General features: G+C 49.4%; 17 protein-coding genes and 1 pseudogene. 14 read left to right on the top strand and 4 right to left on the bottom strand.

The features are described from left to right. Window positions 1-74 precede the first annotated feature (74 nt). From LZU85_RS15755 to LZU85_RS15745, 3 genes and pseudogenes are all read left to right on the top strand, one after another. Window positions 75-840: pseudogene (locus LZU85_RS15755) on the top strand (virulence factor BrkB family protein); the annotation flags it as partial. 63 nt (window positions 841-903) lie between these two features. Then, window positions 904-1338 carry a D-aminoacyl-tRNA deacylase gene (gene dtd / locus LZU85_RS15750; RefSeq protein WP_060532775.1) on the top strand — a complete coding sequence of 145 codons (435 nt, stop codon included), beginning with the start codon at window positions 904-906 and terminating at the stop codon, window positions 1336-1338. Window positions 1339-1380: 42 nt separating this feature from the next. Next, window positions 1381-2301: a bifunctional GNAT family N-acetyltransferase/hotdog fold thioesterase gene (locus LZU85_RS15745; protein ID WP_237287650.1), complete on the top strand. Its 921-nt coding sequence runs from the start codon at window positions 1381-1383 to the stop codon at window positions 2299-2301. A gap of 22 nt (window positions 2302-2323) precedes the next feature. Here the strand turns inward: LZU85_RS15745 and LZU85_RS15740 are convergent, their stop codons facing one another. From LZU85_RS15740 to hslR, 4 genes are all read right to left on the bottom strand, one after another. After that, window positions 2324-4264: an AsmA family protein gene (locus LZU85_RS15740; RefSeq protein WP_237287648.1), complete on the bottom strand. Its 1941-nt coding sequence runs from the start codon at window positions 4262-4264 to the stop codon at window positions 2324-2326. 123 nt (window positions 4265-4387) lie between these two features. Further along, complete coding sequence (gene pckA / locus LZU85_RS15735) at window positions 4388-6016, bottom strand: phosphoenolpyruvate carboxykinase (ATP) (RefSeq protein WP_176299399.1); 1629 nt, start codon at window positions 6014-6016, stop codon at window positions 4388-4390. Between the two features lie 333 nt (window positions 6017-6349). Further along, window positions 6350-7225, bottom strand: coding sequence for an Hsp33 family molecular chaperone HslO (hslO, locus tag LZU85_RS15730; RefSeq protein WP_237287646.1), 876 nt, complete (start codon window positions 7223-7225; stop codon window positions 6350-6352). Between the two features lie 30 nt (window positions 7226-7255). Then, entirely contained in the window at window positions 7256-7642 is a 387-nt protein-coding gene (gene hslR / locus LZU85_RS15725; RefSeq protein ID WP_176299397.1) for a ribosome-associated heat shock protein Hsp15, read from the bottom strand. A gap of 318 nt (window positions 7643-7960) precedes the next feature. Here hslR and gspC point away from each other — a divergent pair, with 318 nt between their 5' ends. From gspC to LZU85_RS15670, 11 genes are read left to right on the top strand one after another with little or no spacing between them, the layout of a single operon-like run. Continuing rightward, complete coding sequence (gene gspC, locus LZU85_RS15720; protein WP_237287644.1) at window positions 7961-8890, top strand: type II secretion system protein GspC; 930 nt, start codon at window positions 7961-7963, stop codon at window positions 8888-8890. Between the two features lie 36 nt (window positions 8891-8926). Next, window positions 8927-10945: a type II secretion system secretin GspD gene (gspD, locus tag LZU85_RS15715; RefSeq protein WP_176299396.1), complete on the top strand. Its 2019-nt coding sequence runs from the start codon at window positions 8927-8929 to the stop codon at window positions 10943-10945. Then, complete coding sequence (gene gspE / locus LZU85_RS15710) at window positions 10945-12444, top strand: type II secretion system ATPase GspE (protein WP_237287643.1); 1500 nt, start codon at window positions 10945-10947, stop codon at window positions 12442-12444. Before gspD ends, gspE begins: the two co-directional genes overlap by 1 nt. Then, window positions 12444-13661, top strand: coding sequence for a type II secretion system inner membrane protein GspF (gene gspF, locus LZU85_RS15705; protein ID WP_011078942.1), 1218 nt, complete (start codon window positions 12444-12446; stop codon window positions 13659-13661). Before gspE ends, gspF begins: the two co-directional genes overlap by 1 nt. A 53-nt stretch (window positions 13662-13714) precedes the next feature. Then, window positions 13715-14158, top strand: a complete 444-nt coding sequence (gspG, locus tag LZU85_RS15700; RefSeq protein ID WP_017420501.1) for a type II secretion system major pseudopilin GspG — start codon at window positions 13715-13717, stop codon at window positions 14156-14158. Window positions 14159-14186: 28 nt separating this feature from the next. After that, window positions 14187-14789: a type II secretion system minor pseudopilin GspH gene (gene gspH, locus LZU85_RS15695; protein ID WP_237287642.1), complete on the top strand. Its 603-nt coding sequence runs from the start codon at window positions 14187-14189 to the stop codon at window positions 14787-14789. Next, window positions 14782-15144: a type II secretion system minor pseudopilin GspI gene (gene gspI, locus LZU85_RS15690; RefSeq protein WP_038941656.1), complete on the top strand. Its 363-nt coding sequence runs from the start codon at window positions 14782-14784 to the stop codon at window positions 15142-15144. The genes gspH and gspI overlap by 8 nt, the downstream gene beginning before the upstream one ends. Beyond that, window positions 15131-15832 carry a type II secretion system minor pseudopilin GspJ gene (gspJ, locus tag LZU85_RS15685; protein WP_237287641.1) on the top strand — a complete coding sequence of 234 codons (702 nt, stop codon included), beginning with the start codon at window positions 15131-15133 and terminating at the stop codon, window positions 15830-15832. The genes gspI and gspJ overlap by 14 nt, the downstream gene beginning before the upstream one ends. Then, entirely contained in the window at window positions 15825-16847 is a 1023-nt protein-coding gene (gene gspK, locus LZU85_RS15680) for a type II secretion system minor pseudopilin GspK (RefSeq protein WP_237287640.1), read from the top strand. Before gspJ ends, gspK begins: the two co-directional genes overlap by 8 nt. Further along, entirely contained in the window at window positions 16816-18015 is a 1200-nt protein-coding gene (gene gspL / locus LZU85_RS15675; protein ID WP_043920924.1) for a type II secretion system protein GspL, read from the top strand. Before gspK ends, gspL begins: the two co-directional genes overlap by 32 nt. 7 nt (window positions 18016-18022) lie before the next feature. Further along, window positions 18023-18514: a type II secretion system protein M gene (locus tag LZU85_RS15670; RefSeq protein WP_011078935.1), complete on the top strand. Its 492-nt coding sequence runs from the start codon at window positions 18023-18025 to the stop codon at window positions 18512-18514.

The raw sequence follows: 18514 nt of genomic DNA, 5'->3' as shown, positions 1-18514 counted from the left end.
TTGGCAGAGACAAGTTGAGATTGCCGCAGAGAGCCCAAACGTGTGTGGCTTTCGTCCGTTATTTGATAACACGCATGAATCATGACCGCGTCAATGTGAATGCTGGCTATTTGGCTTACATTACCTTGCTTTCCATAGTGCCGATGCTGACGGTGTTGCTGTCGATCTTGTCAAAGTTTGCTGTGTTCGAGGATGTGGGCGGGGTATTGCAGAGCTTTATCATCCAAAACTTTGTACCCGCATCGGGAGACGCTGTTCATGCGGCATTGCAAGAGTTTATCGCCAATACAGGCAAAATGACGGCGGTGGGTGCGGCGTTTCTGTTTGTGGCGGCGTTGATGCTGATTTCCAACATCGACAAGAATCTCAACTATATTTGGAGAGTGAAGAAGAAGCGTCGTGCGGTGTTCTCGTTTTCGATGTATTGGATGGTGTTGACGCTTGGGCCGATTTTGGTCGGAGCCAGTATTGCGGCCACCTCTTACATCACCTCACTGCGTTTACTCGATAGTGAAGCGATCTCGACAGTCTACGATCAGTTGCTGCGTTGGCTGCCATTTATCCTCTCTTCTTCTGCCTTCGTTGGTCTTTATTTGTTGGTGCCGAATAAGAAGGTGCAGTTTTCTCATGCCGTCGTTGGTGCCATGATTGCGGCGGTGTTGTTTGAGCTTAGTAAAAAAGGCTTTGCCGCGTACATCACACAGTTTCCGTCGTATCAATTGATTTATGGCGCTTTAGCCGCCATTCCGATTCTTTTTGTTTGGGTGTATCTCTGTTGGTTGATCGTTTTAATCGGTGCTGAAGTCACCGCTGCACTCGGTGAGCGGGAGCACTGGAGGCCAGCTGAGGACGTGATACAATCGCTGCCAGATAATGACACAGAATTAGAAAAGGATACTCAACGTGATCGCTTTGATTCAGAGAGTTAGTGAAGCGGCTGTACGCGTCGATGGTGAAGTGGTTGGTCAGATCGACCAAGGCCTTTTGGTGTTGCTCGGCGTAGAAAAAGACGACGATGAGGCCAAAGCAAAGCGTTTGATGGAGAGAGTCACGACCTACCGCGTGTTTGAAGACAGCGAAGGAAAAATGAACCTCAATGTGCAGCAAGTGGACGGTAAGGTGTTGGTGGTTTCGCAATTTACTTTGCCTGCCGATACCAAAAAAGGCACGCGTGCTGGTTTTTCTCGTGGTGCACATCCTGCTGATGCCGAGCGTTTATACGACTATTTCTCCGATTTGTGTCAGCAAGTGCTACCAACGGAGCGTGGACGATTTGCTGCGGATATGAAAGTCTCGTTAATTAACGATGGCCCAGTGACGTTTTGGTTACAGGTATAGTGACCCCAAAAACGGGCGAATAATGCATGGAAAAGGAATTTTATGTTTAAACTGATCACCCCAGAAACGGACAATCAACTGAACAAGTATTTCCACTTCCGTTGGCAAATGCTGCGCGAACCTTGGCGCATGCCGATAGGCTCTGAGCGCGATGAATACGATCCGATGAGCCATCATCGCATGATTGTGGATGGCCGAGGTCGTCCGATTGCGATTGGCCGCCTTTACATCACGCCGGATAATGAAGGGCAAATTCGTTATATGGCGGTTAAAGGCAATCGCCGCAGCAAAGGCATGGGTTCGTTAGTGCTGGTGGCGTTAGAGTCGCTAGCGCGCCAAGAAGGGGCAAAACGCTTGGTGTGTAATGCGCGCGAAGATGCGATTTCATTTTATGAGAAAAATGGTTTTGAACGCCGCGGTGAACTGACCGATGAGCGTGGGCCAGTGCGTCACCAACAAATGGTCAAACCGCTTGATCCGATGGCGAATGTGCTGCGCAAACCAGAATGGTGCACCGAGCTGCAAGACCGTTGGGAAAAGCAAATCCCTATCGCTGACAAAATGGGCATCAAAATTAACCAATACACCGGTTATCAATTTGAGTGCTGTGCGCAGCTCAATCCCAATCTCAATCCCCACAACACCTTGTTTGCGGGTTCAGCCTTTACCTTGGCGACGCTTACGGGGTGGGGGATGGCGTGGCTGTTACTCAAAGAGCGCGGTTTGAAAGGCGATATCGTGCTGGCGGACAGCAACATTCGTTATCGTCATCCCGTGGATAAAACCCCGATTGCGAGCACCTCGCTCGATGGGATCAGTGGCGATTTAGATCGCCTTGCCAATGGACGAAAAGCACGCATTGTTATCTTGGTGACCATTTACAGCGGTGATGTGGCTGCGGTGGAGTTTACCGGTACCTACATGCTGCTGCCAAACTACAAAAAGCAGATGCGACAGCAATAGGCGTAATGGCTATTTGAGTGCATTAAGAGGCCGCGTTTGCGGCCTCTTCTGTTTTGGCTGGTGGAGTCTCCTGTGTCGCTTGGCTTTGCTCTGGACATTGATTTACGCGTTGATGTTCGTCTGACATCATATCGCCACTCCATTGTTGGCAACCCATTTTCATCTGATAGTGAATGCCGCCTTGTTCCGGCGCTGTAAGATCGCTCGCACCACCAAATGTGCCCTCGATATCGGGGCCTTGCAGTTTGACGGGGTCGAGGGTGAGTTTGCCTCTCTCCATGCTCAGACTGATTTCCGAAACTTGCAGCGGCAGGATGCTCCCTTCATCAAATGGCGTGTAGACTTCGTGCAGGCGAGCATGAATGCCACCGGTGAGCGAATGGGAAAACATTGCCCAATCACCACCTAGCCCTTTCGCGCTGACATCAAGGCTGCTGATGGCGTTGAGTTCAAAAGGCAAAGGGAGTTGAGAGAGTAACAATCCAATAGGCAGGCCATCCGCATTTAAGTTGGCTTGCCAGGGTTTGCTCAAGCTATCCAACTGCAGTTGCCCATATGCTTCGACATAACCTTGCTTGAGCGGCGCAAACAGACGTTCAAGCTGCCACAGGCCATTTTCGCTGTGCATTTCAATCAATGGGTGGCTGGTTAGAATGTCTTTGTAGCTGGCATTCACAGCCGTTGCTCGCAACTTACCTTGCCACAATCCTGCCTGATGATTTTGCTTTAAGAGTAATTGTTCGCCATCGATATTGAGTCCAGAAAGCTGCCAATAGGGCTGGCTGATTAACTGAATAAACTGACTGCGTTCAATGCTGAGTTTATCAATACGAACATTCGGTGTTTGAGCGAACAGTTGTCGTATCCATGCCTCTTCTCCCGGTTGCTCGGCTGCCCACTTCACATTGTTCACCAGCAGTTGTTCCAGTTGAATGCTGTCTGGTGTAAGCAAGCCAGCAAAGAGCACGTTGCCTTGCTGCCATTGGGCAGAAGCCTCTTTTACTTGAATCGCGTTTGGATCGAGCTGTAGTTTTACTCGCGGTTCCACCCAAATATTGTTGGGCGCTTGAACACTTTCTGCCGAAAAGGACAGCAGACCTTGCTGCTGTTGCCAAGGTTCAAAAGGCAGAGTGAGGTTTTCACTGCTCAACTCAAAATTGACCAATTGATACCCCTCAATCGCCAGTGAACTGCGTAAGATATCTAGGCTATTGATATGGTTCACCTTCATGCCAAGGCTTTGCCATGGCTTGGCCAAAATAGAGGTGACTTGTTGCTCGGTGAGTGTCAATCCTTCTAGGGTAACATTGACCAATGACCAACCTTGCGGGTATTGCTCCGCTTGGCCAGAGACTTTGGCGCCGCGCCAAACCAATGAGAGGCCATAAACGGTGCTGTCCTGGGGTTTATAGTCAATATCAACCAGCAGTTGGTTAAAGGCTTCACCTTGCCAATAGAGCTGTTGTGCGGAAAATTGGATTTCACCAAAAGGGATACGTTGCTCGTCATTTTGCCAAATTGGCTGTTTGACCTGCAGTTTCATCCCCCTCGCGCTGAAGGCGCTGTCGGCATAATCGAGATTGGAGATCGCTATTTGATGGATATGAATTGCATTTGGTAGCCGTGCTGACAACGATGAAGTTAAGCCGTTTTGCAGGCTTAAACCATCGAGCAGCACACTGGCTATTTGCCATCGACCATCGGCATACCATTCTGGCGCAATCCAAACATCGAGCTGTTCAACGTAATTAATCTCGCTGTCGTCAAAAGAGACATTCTTAAAAGAAAAGTGATGGGGATATTGGTAGTGAACAGATTCGACCTGCATGCCCAACGAAGAAAGCTGGCTTAGGTGGTTAAACACTTGACTGGCATAACGGGTTTGCAAGCTGATAAGAATGCTGATGGGTATTAATGCGACGACAACCAACAAAAGCGCGACACTGACTAGTGCTTTTTTCATCCCTGCCTACTGATCACTATGGTTTGCAAATAAGTGCAGATAAGCTTGGCTTAATTTCTATGGTGATTCAATAAAAAAGCCCCTCAGGAGAGGGGCTTAAGTTTGCTTTTCGTAGCTAGGTCACTAATCGAGCTGTGGGCCTGCTGCAACCAATGCCTGGCCTTCTGCGTTATCGGTGTACTTGGCAAAGTTATTGATAAAGCGCTGAGCAAGATCTTGTGCTTTGCTTTCCCATTGAAGTGGGTCTACATAGGTGTCGCGTGGATCAAGAATGGTTGGATCCACACCAGGAAGTGATGTAGGTACTTCTAGATTGAAGATAGGCACGTGTTTAGTTGGTGCTTGTTCAATTGAGCCATCTAGGATCGCATCGATAATACCGCGCGTATCTTGGATTGAGATACGTTTGCCGCTGCCGTTCCAACCGGTATTGACGAGGTAGGCTTCCGCGCCTGCTTCTTCCATACGTTTTACCAGTACTTCAGCGTACTTGGTTGGGTGAAGCGTCAGGAACGCAGCACCAAAACACGCAGAGAAGGTTGGTGTTGGTTCGGTGATGCCACGTTCAGTACCCGCTAGTTTCGCGGTAAAGCCAGATAGGAAGTGGTATTTGGTTTGCTCTGGCGTCAACTTAGACACTGGAGGTAGCACGCCAAACGCATCCGCAGAAAGGAAGATCACTTTGTTGGCATGACCGCCTTTTGATACTGGCTTAACGATGTTTTCAATATGATGAATTGGATAAGAAACGCGAGTATTTTCGGTTTTTGAACCATCGTCGAAGTTGATTGAACCGTCGTTACGAACGGTCACGTTTTCAAGTAGCGCGTCACGACGAATCGCATTGTAGATGTCAGGCTCAGCTTCTTTCGACAGTTTGATGGTTTTTGCGTAACAACCACCTTCGAAGTTAAACACACCATCGTCATCCCAGCCGTGCTCATCATCGCCGATCAGTGCGCGTTTTGGATCGGTCGACAGCGTCGTTTTACCCGTACCAGAAAGACCGAAGAAGATCGCCACATCGCCTTCTTTGCCCATGTTGGCTGAACAGTGCATCGACGCGATACCTTTGAGAGGAAGGAAGTAGTTCATCATCGCGAACATGCCTTTCTTCATCTCACCGCCGTACCAAGTACCGCCGATCAACTGCATGCGTTCTGTTAAGTTAAATACCGTGAAGTTTTCAGAGTTCAGACCGTGCTCTTGCCACTTCTGGTTGGTACACTTCGCGCCATTCATCACCACGAAATCAGGTTCAAAGCTGGCCAACTCTTCTTCGGTTGGACGAATGAACATGTTCTTAACGAAATGCGCTTGCCATGCCACTTCGGTGATCACACGGATGCTAAGACGGGTATCAGGGTTGGCACCACAATAGCCATCAATCACAAAAACGCGCTTACCAGAAAGCTGGTTGGTGACGAGCTGCTTTAGATCGTTCCATACGGCTTGAGTGATGGGCTTGTTGTCGTTTTTAACAGCATCAGTGGTCCACCACATGTGTTCTTCGGTGGTGGCATCCTTCACAATGTATTTATCTTTTGGTGAGCGGCCAGTGAAGATACCTGTGTCTACAGCGACTGCGCCAAGCTCGGTCACTACGCCTTTTTCGTAGCCTTCGAGATCAGCACGAGTCTCTTCTGCGAACAATGTTTCGTAACTTGGGTTGCGCACAACCTCTTTTACGTTGCGAAGACCATGTTTGGTTAGATCAATTGATGCAGCCTTTGTATGTTCCATAACGGTCATAGGTGCTCCTTTTAGGATTTTTGTAGGGATTTTGTAAGAATTTATTAATATTTCTGCTCACCATGCTAACAACGGGTGGGGTAGAAAACAGGGATATAGTTCAAAAAATAACCTTAAGATTCCCGTGGTTTTAGGTGTCCCGTCACATATTGGCCGAGATAGTTTATCGTGTGCGCAAACCTTTGCGCCAGCTTAAAAGGATTATTAATTGGCAAAAATTAATGGGTTATTAAATTACAAGTAAACCTATGTTTTATCATGCTTAGATCACAAAAAGGCCAGCATGAGCTGGCCTTTTGATGGGTAAATTACGTGCTTGGTAAAGCGGGCAAATTAATGCAGCGTTTTTGGTTCAGAAGTGGCGTCTTCGTAAAGCTTACTGATGTCAGATTCATCAAACGAATAAGTCGTGCCGCAGTAATCACAATGTAAAGAAACGGATCCATCAGAGGCCAAAATGTCATAAATTTCATTTTTGTCGACAGTCACGATCGCCGCGCCACTGCGCTCACGTGAACAACCACAATGGAACTCAACGGTTTGCGGTTCAAACAGGCGCACTTGTTCTTGGTTGTAGAGGCGGTAAAGTAGCTCGTTTGCTGGTAGCGTAAACAGCTCTTCGTTTTTCACCGTGTTGGTCAACTGCTCCAAATGCTCAAAATCATTTTCTGAGCCAGTGCCGTCAGGCACCACTTGAATCAGCATACCCGCGGCGTGTGCTTTGCCTTCGAGCTCGCCTGTACGGATCCATAGGCGCGTTTTTAGCTGCTCTGAACGTTCAAAGTAACCTTCAAGCACTTGTTCTAGGTTATCGCCTTCTAGGCCAACAATACCTTGGTAGCGCTCGCCTTTTTTCGGCTCAATGGTGATGACCATATAACCTTTGCCCATCATCTCGTGTAGAGTCGCGTCGTCGGCAATCTCGCCTTCCCAGCGAGCCACGCCACGAATTTTCTGTTCGTTGTCACCATTGATCACGGCCAGTGAGACAGGGCCGTCGCCTTGCAGCTGAATCGTGATTGAGCCTTCAAACTTTAAAGTTGCAGTCAGAAGAGTGGTAGAAACCAATAGCTCACCAAGCAGTTTTTGCAGTGCTGCCGGATACTCCTTGCTAGAAATAATTCGCTGATACGCTTCATCCAGTTGTACCAACTCACCACGTACTGAAAGATCTTCAAATAAGTAGCGATTCAAAATATTGCTTGCCATTTAGCGATTCCTCGTCGGTTTTTCCGGCTTTTACTGGTGTTTAAATTTGATAATGTCGCGGCGCTGCTTTTTGTCTGGGCGGCGGTCTGGACTTGGGTTATGCGCGTTTAACTTACGTTGCATCGCTTGTGCTTCGCGCTTGGTTTGGCTCTCTTGTGTTTCACTATAAAGAGCTTGCGCTTCTGGTGCGCCACGACGCTGAGTGGAGAGCTTTTCTATCACCACGGTTTTTTCTTCATTACCTTGGCGTAGTTTCAATACCGCACCCACTTCAACAATCTTACTTGGCTTGGCGCGTTGACCATTATAGTGGACTTTACCACCATCGACCATATCGCGAGCGATTGAGCGCGTCTTATAAAATCGCGCTGCCCAAAGCCATTTATCCAGCCTCACGGCTTCAACTGGGGAACTCATCGTTAGTATTGCTCTCTAAACACTGCTGTGATTGATTGAATCTTGCTCTGTACAATGGTGACTTGGCGCAAATTTTTCAAGACAGTTGGCAAAATCGTCATTGGAGAAGCATCGAACAAACAAGCTGTGATATAGTTTGGGGTCGATGTATTGATAGGAAAATTGACCATGTTAATCAGCATAACCTGCTGTTTATTTGACGAGTTTTCTCAAAATACATGACAAAATGGATAGCTTTGAGAGCAGTAGCGTTGAAAAACAAATTATGAGCTCAATGATTACAAAGCGAAATCTTCAATGGCAAAAGGGACGAATTGAGTGAAACCATCAGAGCTGAATGCTAGATTCGTTGACGGTGCGTGGCTAGCAAAGTTTGTGGCTAACCAAGGCGTGATTCAACAGCGAGTTAGCATGGTTGTTACAGGCATGTTGGTTGCTTTGAGTGGTTGGACGCTCGGGCAGGTCGTTTGGCTAACACAAGAAAGCAATAGTCAGATCGTTGCTTGGCAACCTACGTCAAAACGGGCAGTACAACATCAACAAGGTGAACAACTCAACCTCAACGATCTTCAAGCCATCAACTTATTTGGGGTTTACAACGAAAGTAAACCCAAACCCGTGGTTAGTCAGCCCGTCGTACAAGATGCACCAAAAACTCGTTTAAATCTGGTGTTAGTGGGTGCGGTGGCGAGCAGCAACCCGCAAACCAGTTTGGCGGTCATCGCCAATCGTGGTCAACAAGCCACTTATGGCGTTGGCGAAGAGATTGAAGGCACTCGTGCCAAACTGAAAGCGGTGCTGGTTGATCGCGTCATCATTGACAATGAAGGTCGAGATGAAACCTTGATGCTTGAAGGGGTGGAATACAAAAAACTCTCCCAGTCAGGTTCACAAGTTATCCCTTCATCGACCATTACCAAAAATAACCCACCCGATACGGACGAACAGTTGGCGCAGATTCGTGAAGAAATCACGGCCGATCCACAGAAAATCTTCCAATACGTGCGCTTGTCTCAAGTGAAGCAAGAAGACAAGGTGGTGGGTTATCGCGTGAGCCCGGGTAAAAGTCCGCAACTGTTTGAAGCCGTTGGCTTACAAGATGGTGACATCGCTGTGCAGTTGAATGGCAATGATCTTACTGACCCAGCGGCAATGGGCAAAATTTTTAATGCTGTCTCTGAGCTCACCGAGCTCAATCTCACAGTGGAGCGAGATGGACAGCAGCATGATATTTACATCCAGTTTTAACACTTAGGCTAACAGCGTAAGTTCAGGGAGATAGACGTGAAATATTGGTTTAGCAAAAGTGCTTGGCTACTAGCGGGAACTTTAGCCTGTTCAAGTGGCGTGCTGGCAAACGATTTTAGTGCGAGTTTCAAAGGCACTGACATTCAGGAATTCATTAACATTGTTGGCCGCAACTTGGAAAAGACCATCATTGTTGACCCGTCGGTTCGTGGCAAAATCGATGTGCGTAGTTACGATGTATTAAACGAAGAACAGTACTACAGTTTTTTCCTCAATGTGCTTGAAGTGTATGGTTACGCGGTGGTTGAAATGGAAAATGGCGTACTGAAAGTCGTCAAATCCAAAGATTCCAAAACCTCGGCCATTCCTGTCGTCAGTGATGACACCGTGAAGGGCGACAATGTCATTACACGCGTGGTCGCGGTGCGTAATGTATCGGTACGTGAGCTTTCTCCTTTGCTACGCCAACTGATTGATAACGCAGGGGCGGGCAACGTGGTGCATTATGACCCGGCCAATATCATTTTGATCACAGGCCGTGCTGCGGTGGTCAACCGCTTAGCCGAAATCATCAAACGCGTTGACCAGGCGGGTGACACCGAAATTGAAGTGATTGAGCTCGCGAGTGCGTCAGCGGCAGAAATGGTGCGTATTGTCGACGCTTTGAGCCGTACTACGGACGCCAAAAACACCCCCGAGTTCTTGCAGCCCAAATTGGTGGCCGATGAGCGCACCAACTCCATTTTGATTTCGGGCGATCCCAAAGTGCGTGATCGCTTGAAGCGTCTGATTCGCCAACTCGATGTGGAAATGGCGAGCAAAGGCAACAACCGTGTTGTTTATCTCAAGTATGCCAAAGCGGAAGATTTAGTCGACGTATTGAAAGGGGTCTCAGACAACTTACAAGCGGAGAAAAACTCTGGGCAAAAAGGCGGTTCTGCACAGCGTAATGATGTGGTGATTGCGGCGCATAAAGGGACTAACTCACTGGTGCTGACTGCGCCACCCGATATCATGGTTGCGTTGCAAGAGGTGATCAACCAATTAGACATCCGTCGTGCGCAAGTTCTGATTGAAGCCTTGATTGTCGAAATGGCAGAGGGTGATGGTATCAATCTTGGCGTTCAGTGGGGCTCATTGGAAACGGGTGCGGTGATTCAATATGGTAATACCGGTGCGCCCATTGGCGGTGTGATGGTGGGTCTTGAAGAAGCAAAAGATCAAACTAAAACCGAATATTATAATGACGGCAATGGCAATCGCGTTCCTTATCAGGTAACGGAATCAGGAGACTATTCCACCCTTGCTGCTGCGCTTTCTGGCGTGAATGGTGCCGCATTGAGCTTAGTGATGGGGGACTGGACGGCGTTGATCAGTGCGGTCTCAAGTGATTCCAACTCTAATATTCTTTCTTCGCCAAGCATCACCGTGATGGACAATGGTGAAGCGTCTTTCATTGTTGGTGAAGAAGTGCCGGTCATCACTGGCGCGACCGCGGGATCCAACAACGACAACCCATTCCAAACCGTTGACCGTAAAGAAGTGGGCATCAAGCTTAAAGTGGTGCCGCAAATCAACGAAGGTGATTCGGTTCAGCTGAATATTGAACAAGAAGTGTCTAACGTCTTGGGTGCGAACGGTGCGGTGGATGTGCGTTTTGCCAAGCGACAGCTCAATACCTCGGTGATTGTGCAAGATGGTCAAATGTTGGTGCTCGGTGGCTTGATTGATGAACGCGCGTTAGAGAGCGAATCAAAAGTGCCGCTACTGGGTGATATCCCGATTTTGGGGCATTTGTTTAAATCAACCAATACGCAAGTTGAAAAGAAAAACCTGATGGTGTTCATCAAACCAACCATCATTCGTGATGGCATGACAGCCGACGGCATCACTCAGCGCAAGTACAACTACATCCGTGCTGAGCAGCTCTACAAAGCAGAGCAAGGGTTAAAACTCATGGATGATGAGCACATTCCTGTGTTGCCAAAATTTGGCGAAGACAGACGTCATCCTACAGAAATTCAAGCGTTTATTGATCAAATGGAACAGCAGTAATGGTAGATATGCTGGATACGGCGCTAGCGTATCGCCGTTTACCGTTTAGTTTTGCTAACCGTTTTAAAATGGTGCTGGAGATTGAGCATCCAGAAAGGCCGCCAGTGCTTTATTACGTAGAGCCTTTGAATGCCCACGCGTTGCTGGAAGTACGCCGCGTGCTAAAGCAAACTTTTGTGCCGCGAGCGATTGCCGCTGAAGCGTTTGAAAAAAAACTGACCGAAGCGTACCAACGTGACTCGTCAGAAGCGCGCCAGTTGATGGAAGACATTGGCTCGGATGATGACTTCTTCTCTTTGGCCGAAGAGTTGCCGCAAGATGAAGACTTGCTCGAAACAGAAGACGATGCACCGATCATCAAATTGATCAACGCCATGTTGGGCGAAGCGATCAAAGAAGGTGCGTCTGATATTCATATCGAAACGTTCGAGAAAATTCTGTCGATTCGTTTCCGCGTCGATGGCGTTTTGCGCGATGTGTTGTCTCCGAGCCGCAAACTGGCGCCGCTGTTGGTGTCACGTGTTAAAGTCATGGCCAAACTGGATATTGCAGAAAAACGGGTGCCACAAGATGGCCGTATTTCACTGCGTATCGGTGGTCGTGCGGTCGATGTGCGTGTATCGACCATGCCTTCATCACACGGCGAGCGTGTGGTGATGCGTTTGCTGGATAAAAACGCCACTCGTCTTGACCTGCATAGCTTGGGCATGACGCCGGTGAACCATAACAATTTCCGTCATCTTATCTCGCGTCCTCACGGGATTATCTTGGTCACCGGTCCAACCGGTTCGGGTAAATCCACCACCTTGTACGCTGGCCTGCAAGAACTGAATAGCAACGAGCGCAACATCTTAACGGTGGAAGACCCGATCGAATTTGATATCGATGGTATCGGCCAAACCCAAGTGAACCCAAAAGTCGACATGACCTTTGCTCGTGGTCTGCGAGCCATTTTGCGTCAAGACCCAGACGTGGTGATGGTTGGGGAAATTCGTGACTTGGAAACCGCGCAAATCGCCGTACAAGCGTCGTTGACCGGTCACTTGGTGATGTCAACCTTGCACACCAACACCGCCGTAGGTGCGATTACCCGTCTGCGTGACATGGGCATTGAGCCCTTTTTGATTTCTTCTTCACTGCTGGGTGTGCTGGCTCAGCGCCTGGTGCGGACCTTATGTCAAGACTGTAAAGAACCGTACGAGGCCGACAAAGAGCAGCGCAAACTGTTTGGCGCGAAGAAGAAAGATGCGCTGACCTTATATCGTGCCAAGGGGTGTGAAAAATGTAACCACAAAGGTTATCGTGGCCGTACCGGTATCCATGAGCTGTTGATGGTAGACGATAAAGTCCAAGAGCTGATCCATGCTGAGGCGGGAGAGCAAGCGATGGACAAATACATTCGTGAACATACCCCAAGCATTCGCAGCGACGGTTTAGACAAAGTGTTGCAAGGCGTGACCTCACTGGAAGAAGTGATGCGCGTGACCAAGGAATCTTAATGGCGGCGTTTGAATACAAAGCGCTCGACGCAAAAGGGCGCACCAAAAAAGGCACCTTGGAAGGCGACAATGCCCGCCAAGTTCGCCAACGCTTGAAAGAGCAGGGCATGGTGCCCATCGAGGTGATGGAAACCAAAGCCAAGTTGGCCAAAAGCAAATCGTCAGGTGGCTTTAAGCGGGGCATTTCCACTCCCGAACTGTCGTTGATTACTCGTCAGATCTCGACCTTAGTGCAATCTGGCATGCCGCTGGAAGAGTGCCTCAAAGCGGTATCCGATCAAGCAGAGAAGCCTCGTATTCGAGGTATGTTGGCGGCGGTGCGGGCCAAAGTCACCGAAGGTTACACCTTGGCAGACAGCCTGTCAGACTACCCGCATATTTTTGATGAACTGTATCGTTCAATGGTGGCCGCGGGTGAAAAATCGGGTCATTTGGATGCCGTATTAGAGCGCTTGGCCGATTACTGTGAAAATCGCCAGAAGATGCGTTCTAAGTTACTGCAAGCGATGATTTATCCGGTGGTATTGGTGGTGTTTGCTGTCACGATTGTGGCGTTTTTGCTGGCCACTGTGGTGCCCAAAATCGTCGAGCCGATCATCCAAATGGGTCAAGAATTGCCACAGTCGACGCAGTTTTTGTTGGCGGCGAGTGAGTTTGTTCAAGAGTGGGGATTATTGCTGTTGGGAAGCATCGTGTTTGCCATTTACCTACTCAAAACGGCCTTGAAAAAGCCTAATGTTCGCATGGCGTGGGATCGCCGCATCCTGAGCCTGCCACTGCTGGGCAAAATCTCGAAAGGGTTGAATACCGCACGATTTGCTCGCACCTTATCCATTTGTACCTCCAGTGCGATTCCCATTTTGGAAGGAATGCGCGTGGCGGTCGATGTGATGTCGAACCAATTCGTCAAACAACAGGTCTTATTGGCGGCAGACAGCGTGCGTGAAGGGGCCAGTCTGCGTAAAGCTTTGGATCAAACTCGCCTTTTTCCACCAATGATGTTGCACATGATTGCCAGTGGAGAACAAAGTGGTGAGTTGGAAAGCATGCTGACGCGTGCCGCGGACAACCAAGACCAAAGTTTTGAATCGACGGTCAATATCGCGTTGGGTATTTTTACCCCAGCGTTGATTGCGCTAATGGCGGGATTGGTGTTGTTCATTGTGATGGCGACACTGATGCCGATGCTGGAAATGAATAATTTAATGAGTGGCTGATTTTGGGGTGCTGAGTGGCTTGGTCATTCGGCCTCATTATTCTGGAGAAAACAATGCAAAATAAAGCAAAAAAACAGGCGGGTTTCACCCTGCTTGAAGTCATGGTTGTGGTGGTGATTCTGGGCATTCTGGCCAGTTTCGTTGTCCCTAACCTGCTAGGTAACAAAGAAAAGGCTGACCAGCAAAAAGCCATTACCGACATCGTCGCGTTGGAAAATGCGCTGGACATGTACAAGTTAGACAACAGCGTGTATCCAACCACCGATCAAGGTTTGGAAGCGTTGGTGACCAAGCCAAGCAGCCCAGAACCACGCAACTACCGTGATGGCGGTTACATCAAGCGTCTGCCAAAAGACCCTTGGGGTAACGAATACCAATACATGAGCCCAGGCGACAAAGGCACGATTGATATCTTCACCTTAGGCGCAGATGGTCAAGAAGGCGGTGAAGGCGCAGCGGCAGATATTGGCAACTGGAACATGCAAGACTTCCAATAACAGGACGTTGAGTCGAAGAGGCAACCACTTGAAACCACCTTTTTCATCTCGCTTAGCGGGTTTTACACTGATCGAAATTCTGTTGGTGCTGGTGTTGTTGTCTCTGACTGCGGTGGCGGTTATCGCCACCCTTCCCACTCGCAGTGACGAGCGGGGCAAGAAATACGCGCAGAGTTTTTACCAACGATTACAGCTCCTCAACGAAGAGGCGGTGCTCAGTGGTAAAGATTTTGGTGTTCGGATCGAGGAAGAAAAATCACGCTACACCTTACTCAAATTGGAAGCCGATGGCTGGCAGACGTTGGAGTTGAATAAAATCCCCGCCACCACCGAGCTTGAAGATGAGGTCGCGATGCAATTGACCTTAGGGGGAGGGGCATGGCAGCAAGACGATCGCCTGTTCGAGCCGGGCTCTCTGTTTGATGAAGAGATGTTTGCCGAAGAAGAAAAAGAGAAAAAACAGCGACCGCCGCAGATTTTCATTTTATCCAGCGGAGAATTGACGCCGTTTTCATTGTCTTTTTATCCCGACGATCAGGACGCGACCGAAAATGGTTGGCGAGTACGAGCCAAAGACACAGGGCAGATTATTCTGCTGGCTCCCGGTGAAGAAGAGCAAGACGATGGTTAAACGACGCAAATACGCAGGCATGACCTTGCTTGAGGTGCTGGTGGCGTTGGCGATATTTGCCACTGCGGCGATGAGCGTGATCCGTGCCGTTAGCCAGCACATCAACACCGTCGGTTACTTGGAGCAGAAGATGTTTGCTGCCATGGTGGCAGACAATCAAATGGCGATGGTGATGCTCAACCCCAAAAACCTAAAAGCCAGCAACGGTGAAGAAGAGTTAGCGGGGCAAACTTGGTATTGGAAAGTCGCGCCCGTAGCCACGACCCAGCCGCTGCTGAAAGCGTTTGATGTGAGTGTGGCAGCCGAAAAGCAGGCCAGCCCAATGATTACGGTGAGAAGCTATGTGGCGAAATAAAACGTGGCGAAAGAAAAGCACGCGCCAACGTGGCTTTACCCTCATCGAAGTGTTGGTGTCGATTGCCATTTTTGCCACCTTAAGTGTGGCCGCTTATCAGGTGGTCAATCAGGTGCAACGCAGCAATGAGTTATCACAAGAGCGCACCGCACGTTTGAATGAACTGCAACGCGCTTTGGTGATGATGGATAGCGATTTTCGCCAGATAGCGCTGCGTCAAACACGCACCAACGGCGAAGAGCCGAGCAAAAAACTGCTGCATTGGGCGGATTATCTCTTAGATTCAGACAGCAAAGGCGTCATGTTCGCGCGTTTAGGTTGGCACAATCCGCAGCAGCAATTTCCTCGCGGGGAGGTCACCAAAGTGGGTTATCGCATCAAAGATGAGCGTTTAGAGCGAGTATGGTGGCGTTACCCAGATACCCCAGCAGGGCAAGAACGGGTCGTGACTCCGTTACTCAGTGATGTGGAAGAGCTCAATGTGCGTTTTTATGACGGCAAACAGTGGAGCAATGAGTGGAGCAATGAGTTGACCTTGCCGGCGGCGATCTCGGTAGAGCTGACGTTGAAAGATTACGGGAAGATCGCGCGAACCTACCTCACTCCAGAGGGGAATTTGCAAAAACAAGCGTCAGGTAGCGAAGACTCCGGGCAAAACAATAGTGGTGGAGCAGGCAACAATGGCTAAATCGAACCGCTCGCGCCAATCTGGAGTGGCACTGATCATCATTTTGCTGTTGCTGGCCATTATGGCCACCATCGCCGGCAGTATGTCTGAGCGTTTGTTTGCACAGTTTAAGCGTGGCACTAACCAGATCAGCTATCAGCAAGCGTACTGGTACAGCATTGGCGTGGAAGCGTTGGCGAAGGTCGGTATTGAGCAAAGTTACAAAGACAGTGACACCATTAACTTAAACCAGCCTTGGGCCTTGGAAGAGAAAACCTATCCCTTGGACTATGGCCAAGCGAAAGGACGCATTTTTGATAAGCAAGCGTGCTTTAATCTCAATGCCCTCTCTCCCGTGGTGATGCAAGACGCTGCGGTAGAGCGTCCTTATTTGGTGAAAGTCTTTCGGGCTTTACTCGAAGAGTCAGGCGTTGAAAGTTATGAATCCGAAGTGATTGCTGACTCCATGTGGGAGTTTGTCGATCCCAATGATGCGGTGCGCTCTTCTTCTGGGGTGGAAGACTCGACTTATGAAGGGATGAAACCCGCCTATTTGGCGGCGAATGGGTACATTGCCGACAGCAGTGAACTGCGCGCGGTTTACCAAGTGTCGGGTGAAATGATGGCGACGCTGCAGCCTTTGGTCTGTGCTTTACCGACCGATGAGTGGCGCTTGAACGTCAATACCATCAGCGCTGAGCAAGCCGCTTTGCTGGTGGCGCTGTTTTCGCCTGCGTTGAGTGAATCTGATGCCAAGCAACTGATAGAAAAACGCCCCTTTGATGGCTGGGCGAGCATTGATGCTTTTCTTTCAGAATCTGAAATGGCGGGCATCAGCGAAGAAATCAAAAAACAAGCAAAAGCGTATCTTGGCGTTGATAGCCGATACTTTGAATTGGATGCACAGGTGTTAGTCGAGGACTCTCGGGTGAGAATTCGCAGCCTTATGTACAGTAAAAACAGAGAAACCGTGACCGTTGTGCGTCGCCGTTTTGGAGGAATCAGTGAGCGAGTTTCTGACCGTTCGGCTGAGTAGCGAACAATATAGCCCCATTCCTTGGTTGGTTTGGTCATCAAGCCAACAAGAAGTGATCGCCAGTGGGGAGTTGTCGGATTGGCAACAACTGGACGATCTCAAAAATTATGCCGAGCAGAGGCCGATTGTGGTGCTGGTCGCGGCCAGCGATGTGGTGTTAACCGAAGTGGACATCCCACCGGGCGCTTCACGTCAGTTTGAGTCGATGTTGCCTTACCTGCTGGAAGATGAAATCGCCCAAGATGTGGACGATTTGCATTTCTCTGTGTTGGCCAAAGAGAATGGCAAAGCGCAAGTGTGTGGTGTGGATCGTCGTTGGTTGCAACATATGCTTGATGCATTTCGCGCTCAAGGTTTGGATGTCAAACGTGTGCTGCCAGACTCACTGGCTCTGCCACTCGACGACGAAGGCATCAGCGCCGCGCAGTTGGGAGAGCAGTGGTTGTTTCGTCATTCTGCCTGCCAAGGCAGCGCAGTCGACGACAGCTGGATGCCCGTCTACTTGAATGCCCTTGCCGGCGAGCAACCCCTTTCTGTCGCCTGCTTTAGCTCGTTGCCTGAACAGCAAGGTCAAGCGCATTGGCTGAGTCGCCCAGTGGAAATGACCATGGCGTTACTCAGCCAAGGCGTTGCCGATGGTAAATTCTCGCTGCTAACCGGTGAGTTTAAGCCGAAAAGCTCGTTCTTTAAGCACTGGAAAGTGTGGCAGAAGGTGGCGATCAGTGGCAGCTTATTGATCGCCGCGTTGGTCGCGCAACAAGTGCTCACGATTCAGCGCTATGAGTCGCAAGCACAGGCGTATCGAGAAGAGAGCGAGCGCATTTTCCGTCAAGTGATGCCGGGCCGAAACAAGATCCCAACCGTCAGTTACCTCAAACGCCAAATGGAAGACGAAATTCGCCGTTTGTCTGGGGGGGGCGCGGGTGATTCGATGTTGCAGTGGATGGCACAATTGCCGGGTACCATTGGTCAAGTGAAGAACTTTGAAGTGCTGAGCATCAAATACGATGGAAATCGAGGCGAAGTCCGCATTCAGGCGAAAAGTAACGATTTCCAAATTTTTGAACAGGCACGCGTGAAGTTGAGCGAGCAGTTCCAAGTGGAGCAAGGGCAGCTTAACCGCACTGGCGACGCTGTGATTGGCAGCTTTGTGTTAAAGCGTAAGTGAGGAGCAGATGACAAATTTACTCAATATGTTCCAAGCTTGGTGGAGCAGCATTAGCCAGCGTGAGCAACGTTTAGTGGTGGTGTGTGGTGTATTCGGTCTTATCGGGCTGATTTACTGGGGCGTTTTGCAGCCCATCAATGCGCGCGCTGAGCAAGCTCAGTTACGTATCCAAAGTGAGAAACAGCTACTCAGTTGGGTGAGTGAGAAAGCCGATGAGCTCACCGGTTTACGTGCCAGTGGTGGTGTATCGTTTTCCAATCAGCCACTCAACCAAGTCATTGCTTCGTCCGCGCGTCAATTTAAGGTGGAGCTACAGCGTGTTCAGCCCCGCAATGAGATGTTGCAAGTGTGGGTCGCTCCGATGCCATTTAACCGTTTAGTCGACTGGCTGACCTTTTTGAAAGAGAAGCAAGGCATTGAAGTGGAATTCATGGACATCGACCGTGGTAAAGAGTCCGGTCTAGTGGAAGTCAACCGATTACAGTTTAAGCGAGGCTAG

The sequence above is a fragment of the Vibrio floridensis genome, from assembly GCF_021852965.1.
GTDB lineage: Bacteria > Pseudomonadota > Gammaproteobacteria > Enterobacterales > Vibrionaceae > Vibrio > Vibrio floridensis.
The sequence above is the reverse complement of the archived record's forward strand: the minus strand, read 5'-3'. Positions and strand labels throughout refer to the sequence as shown.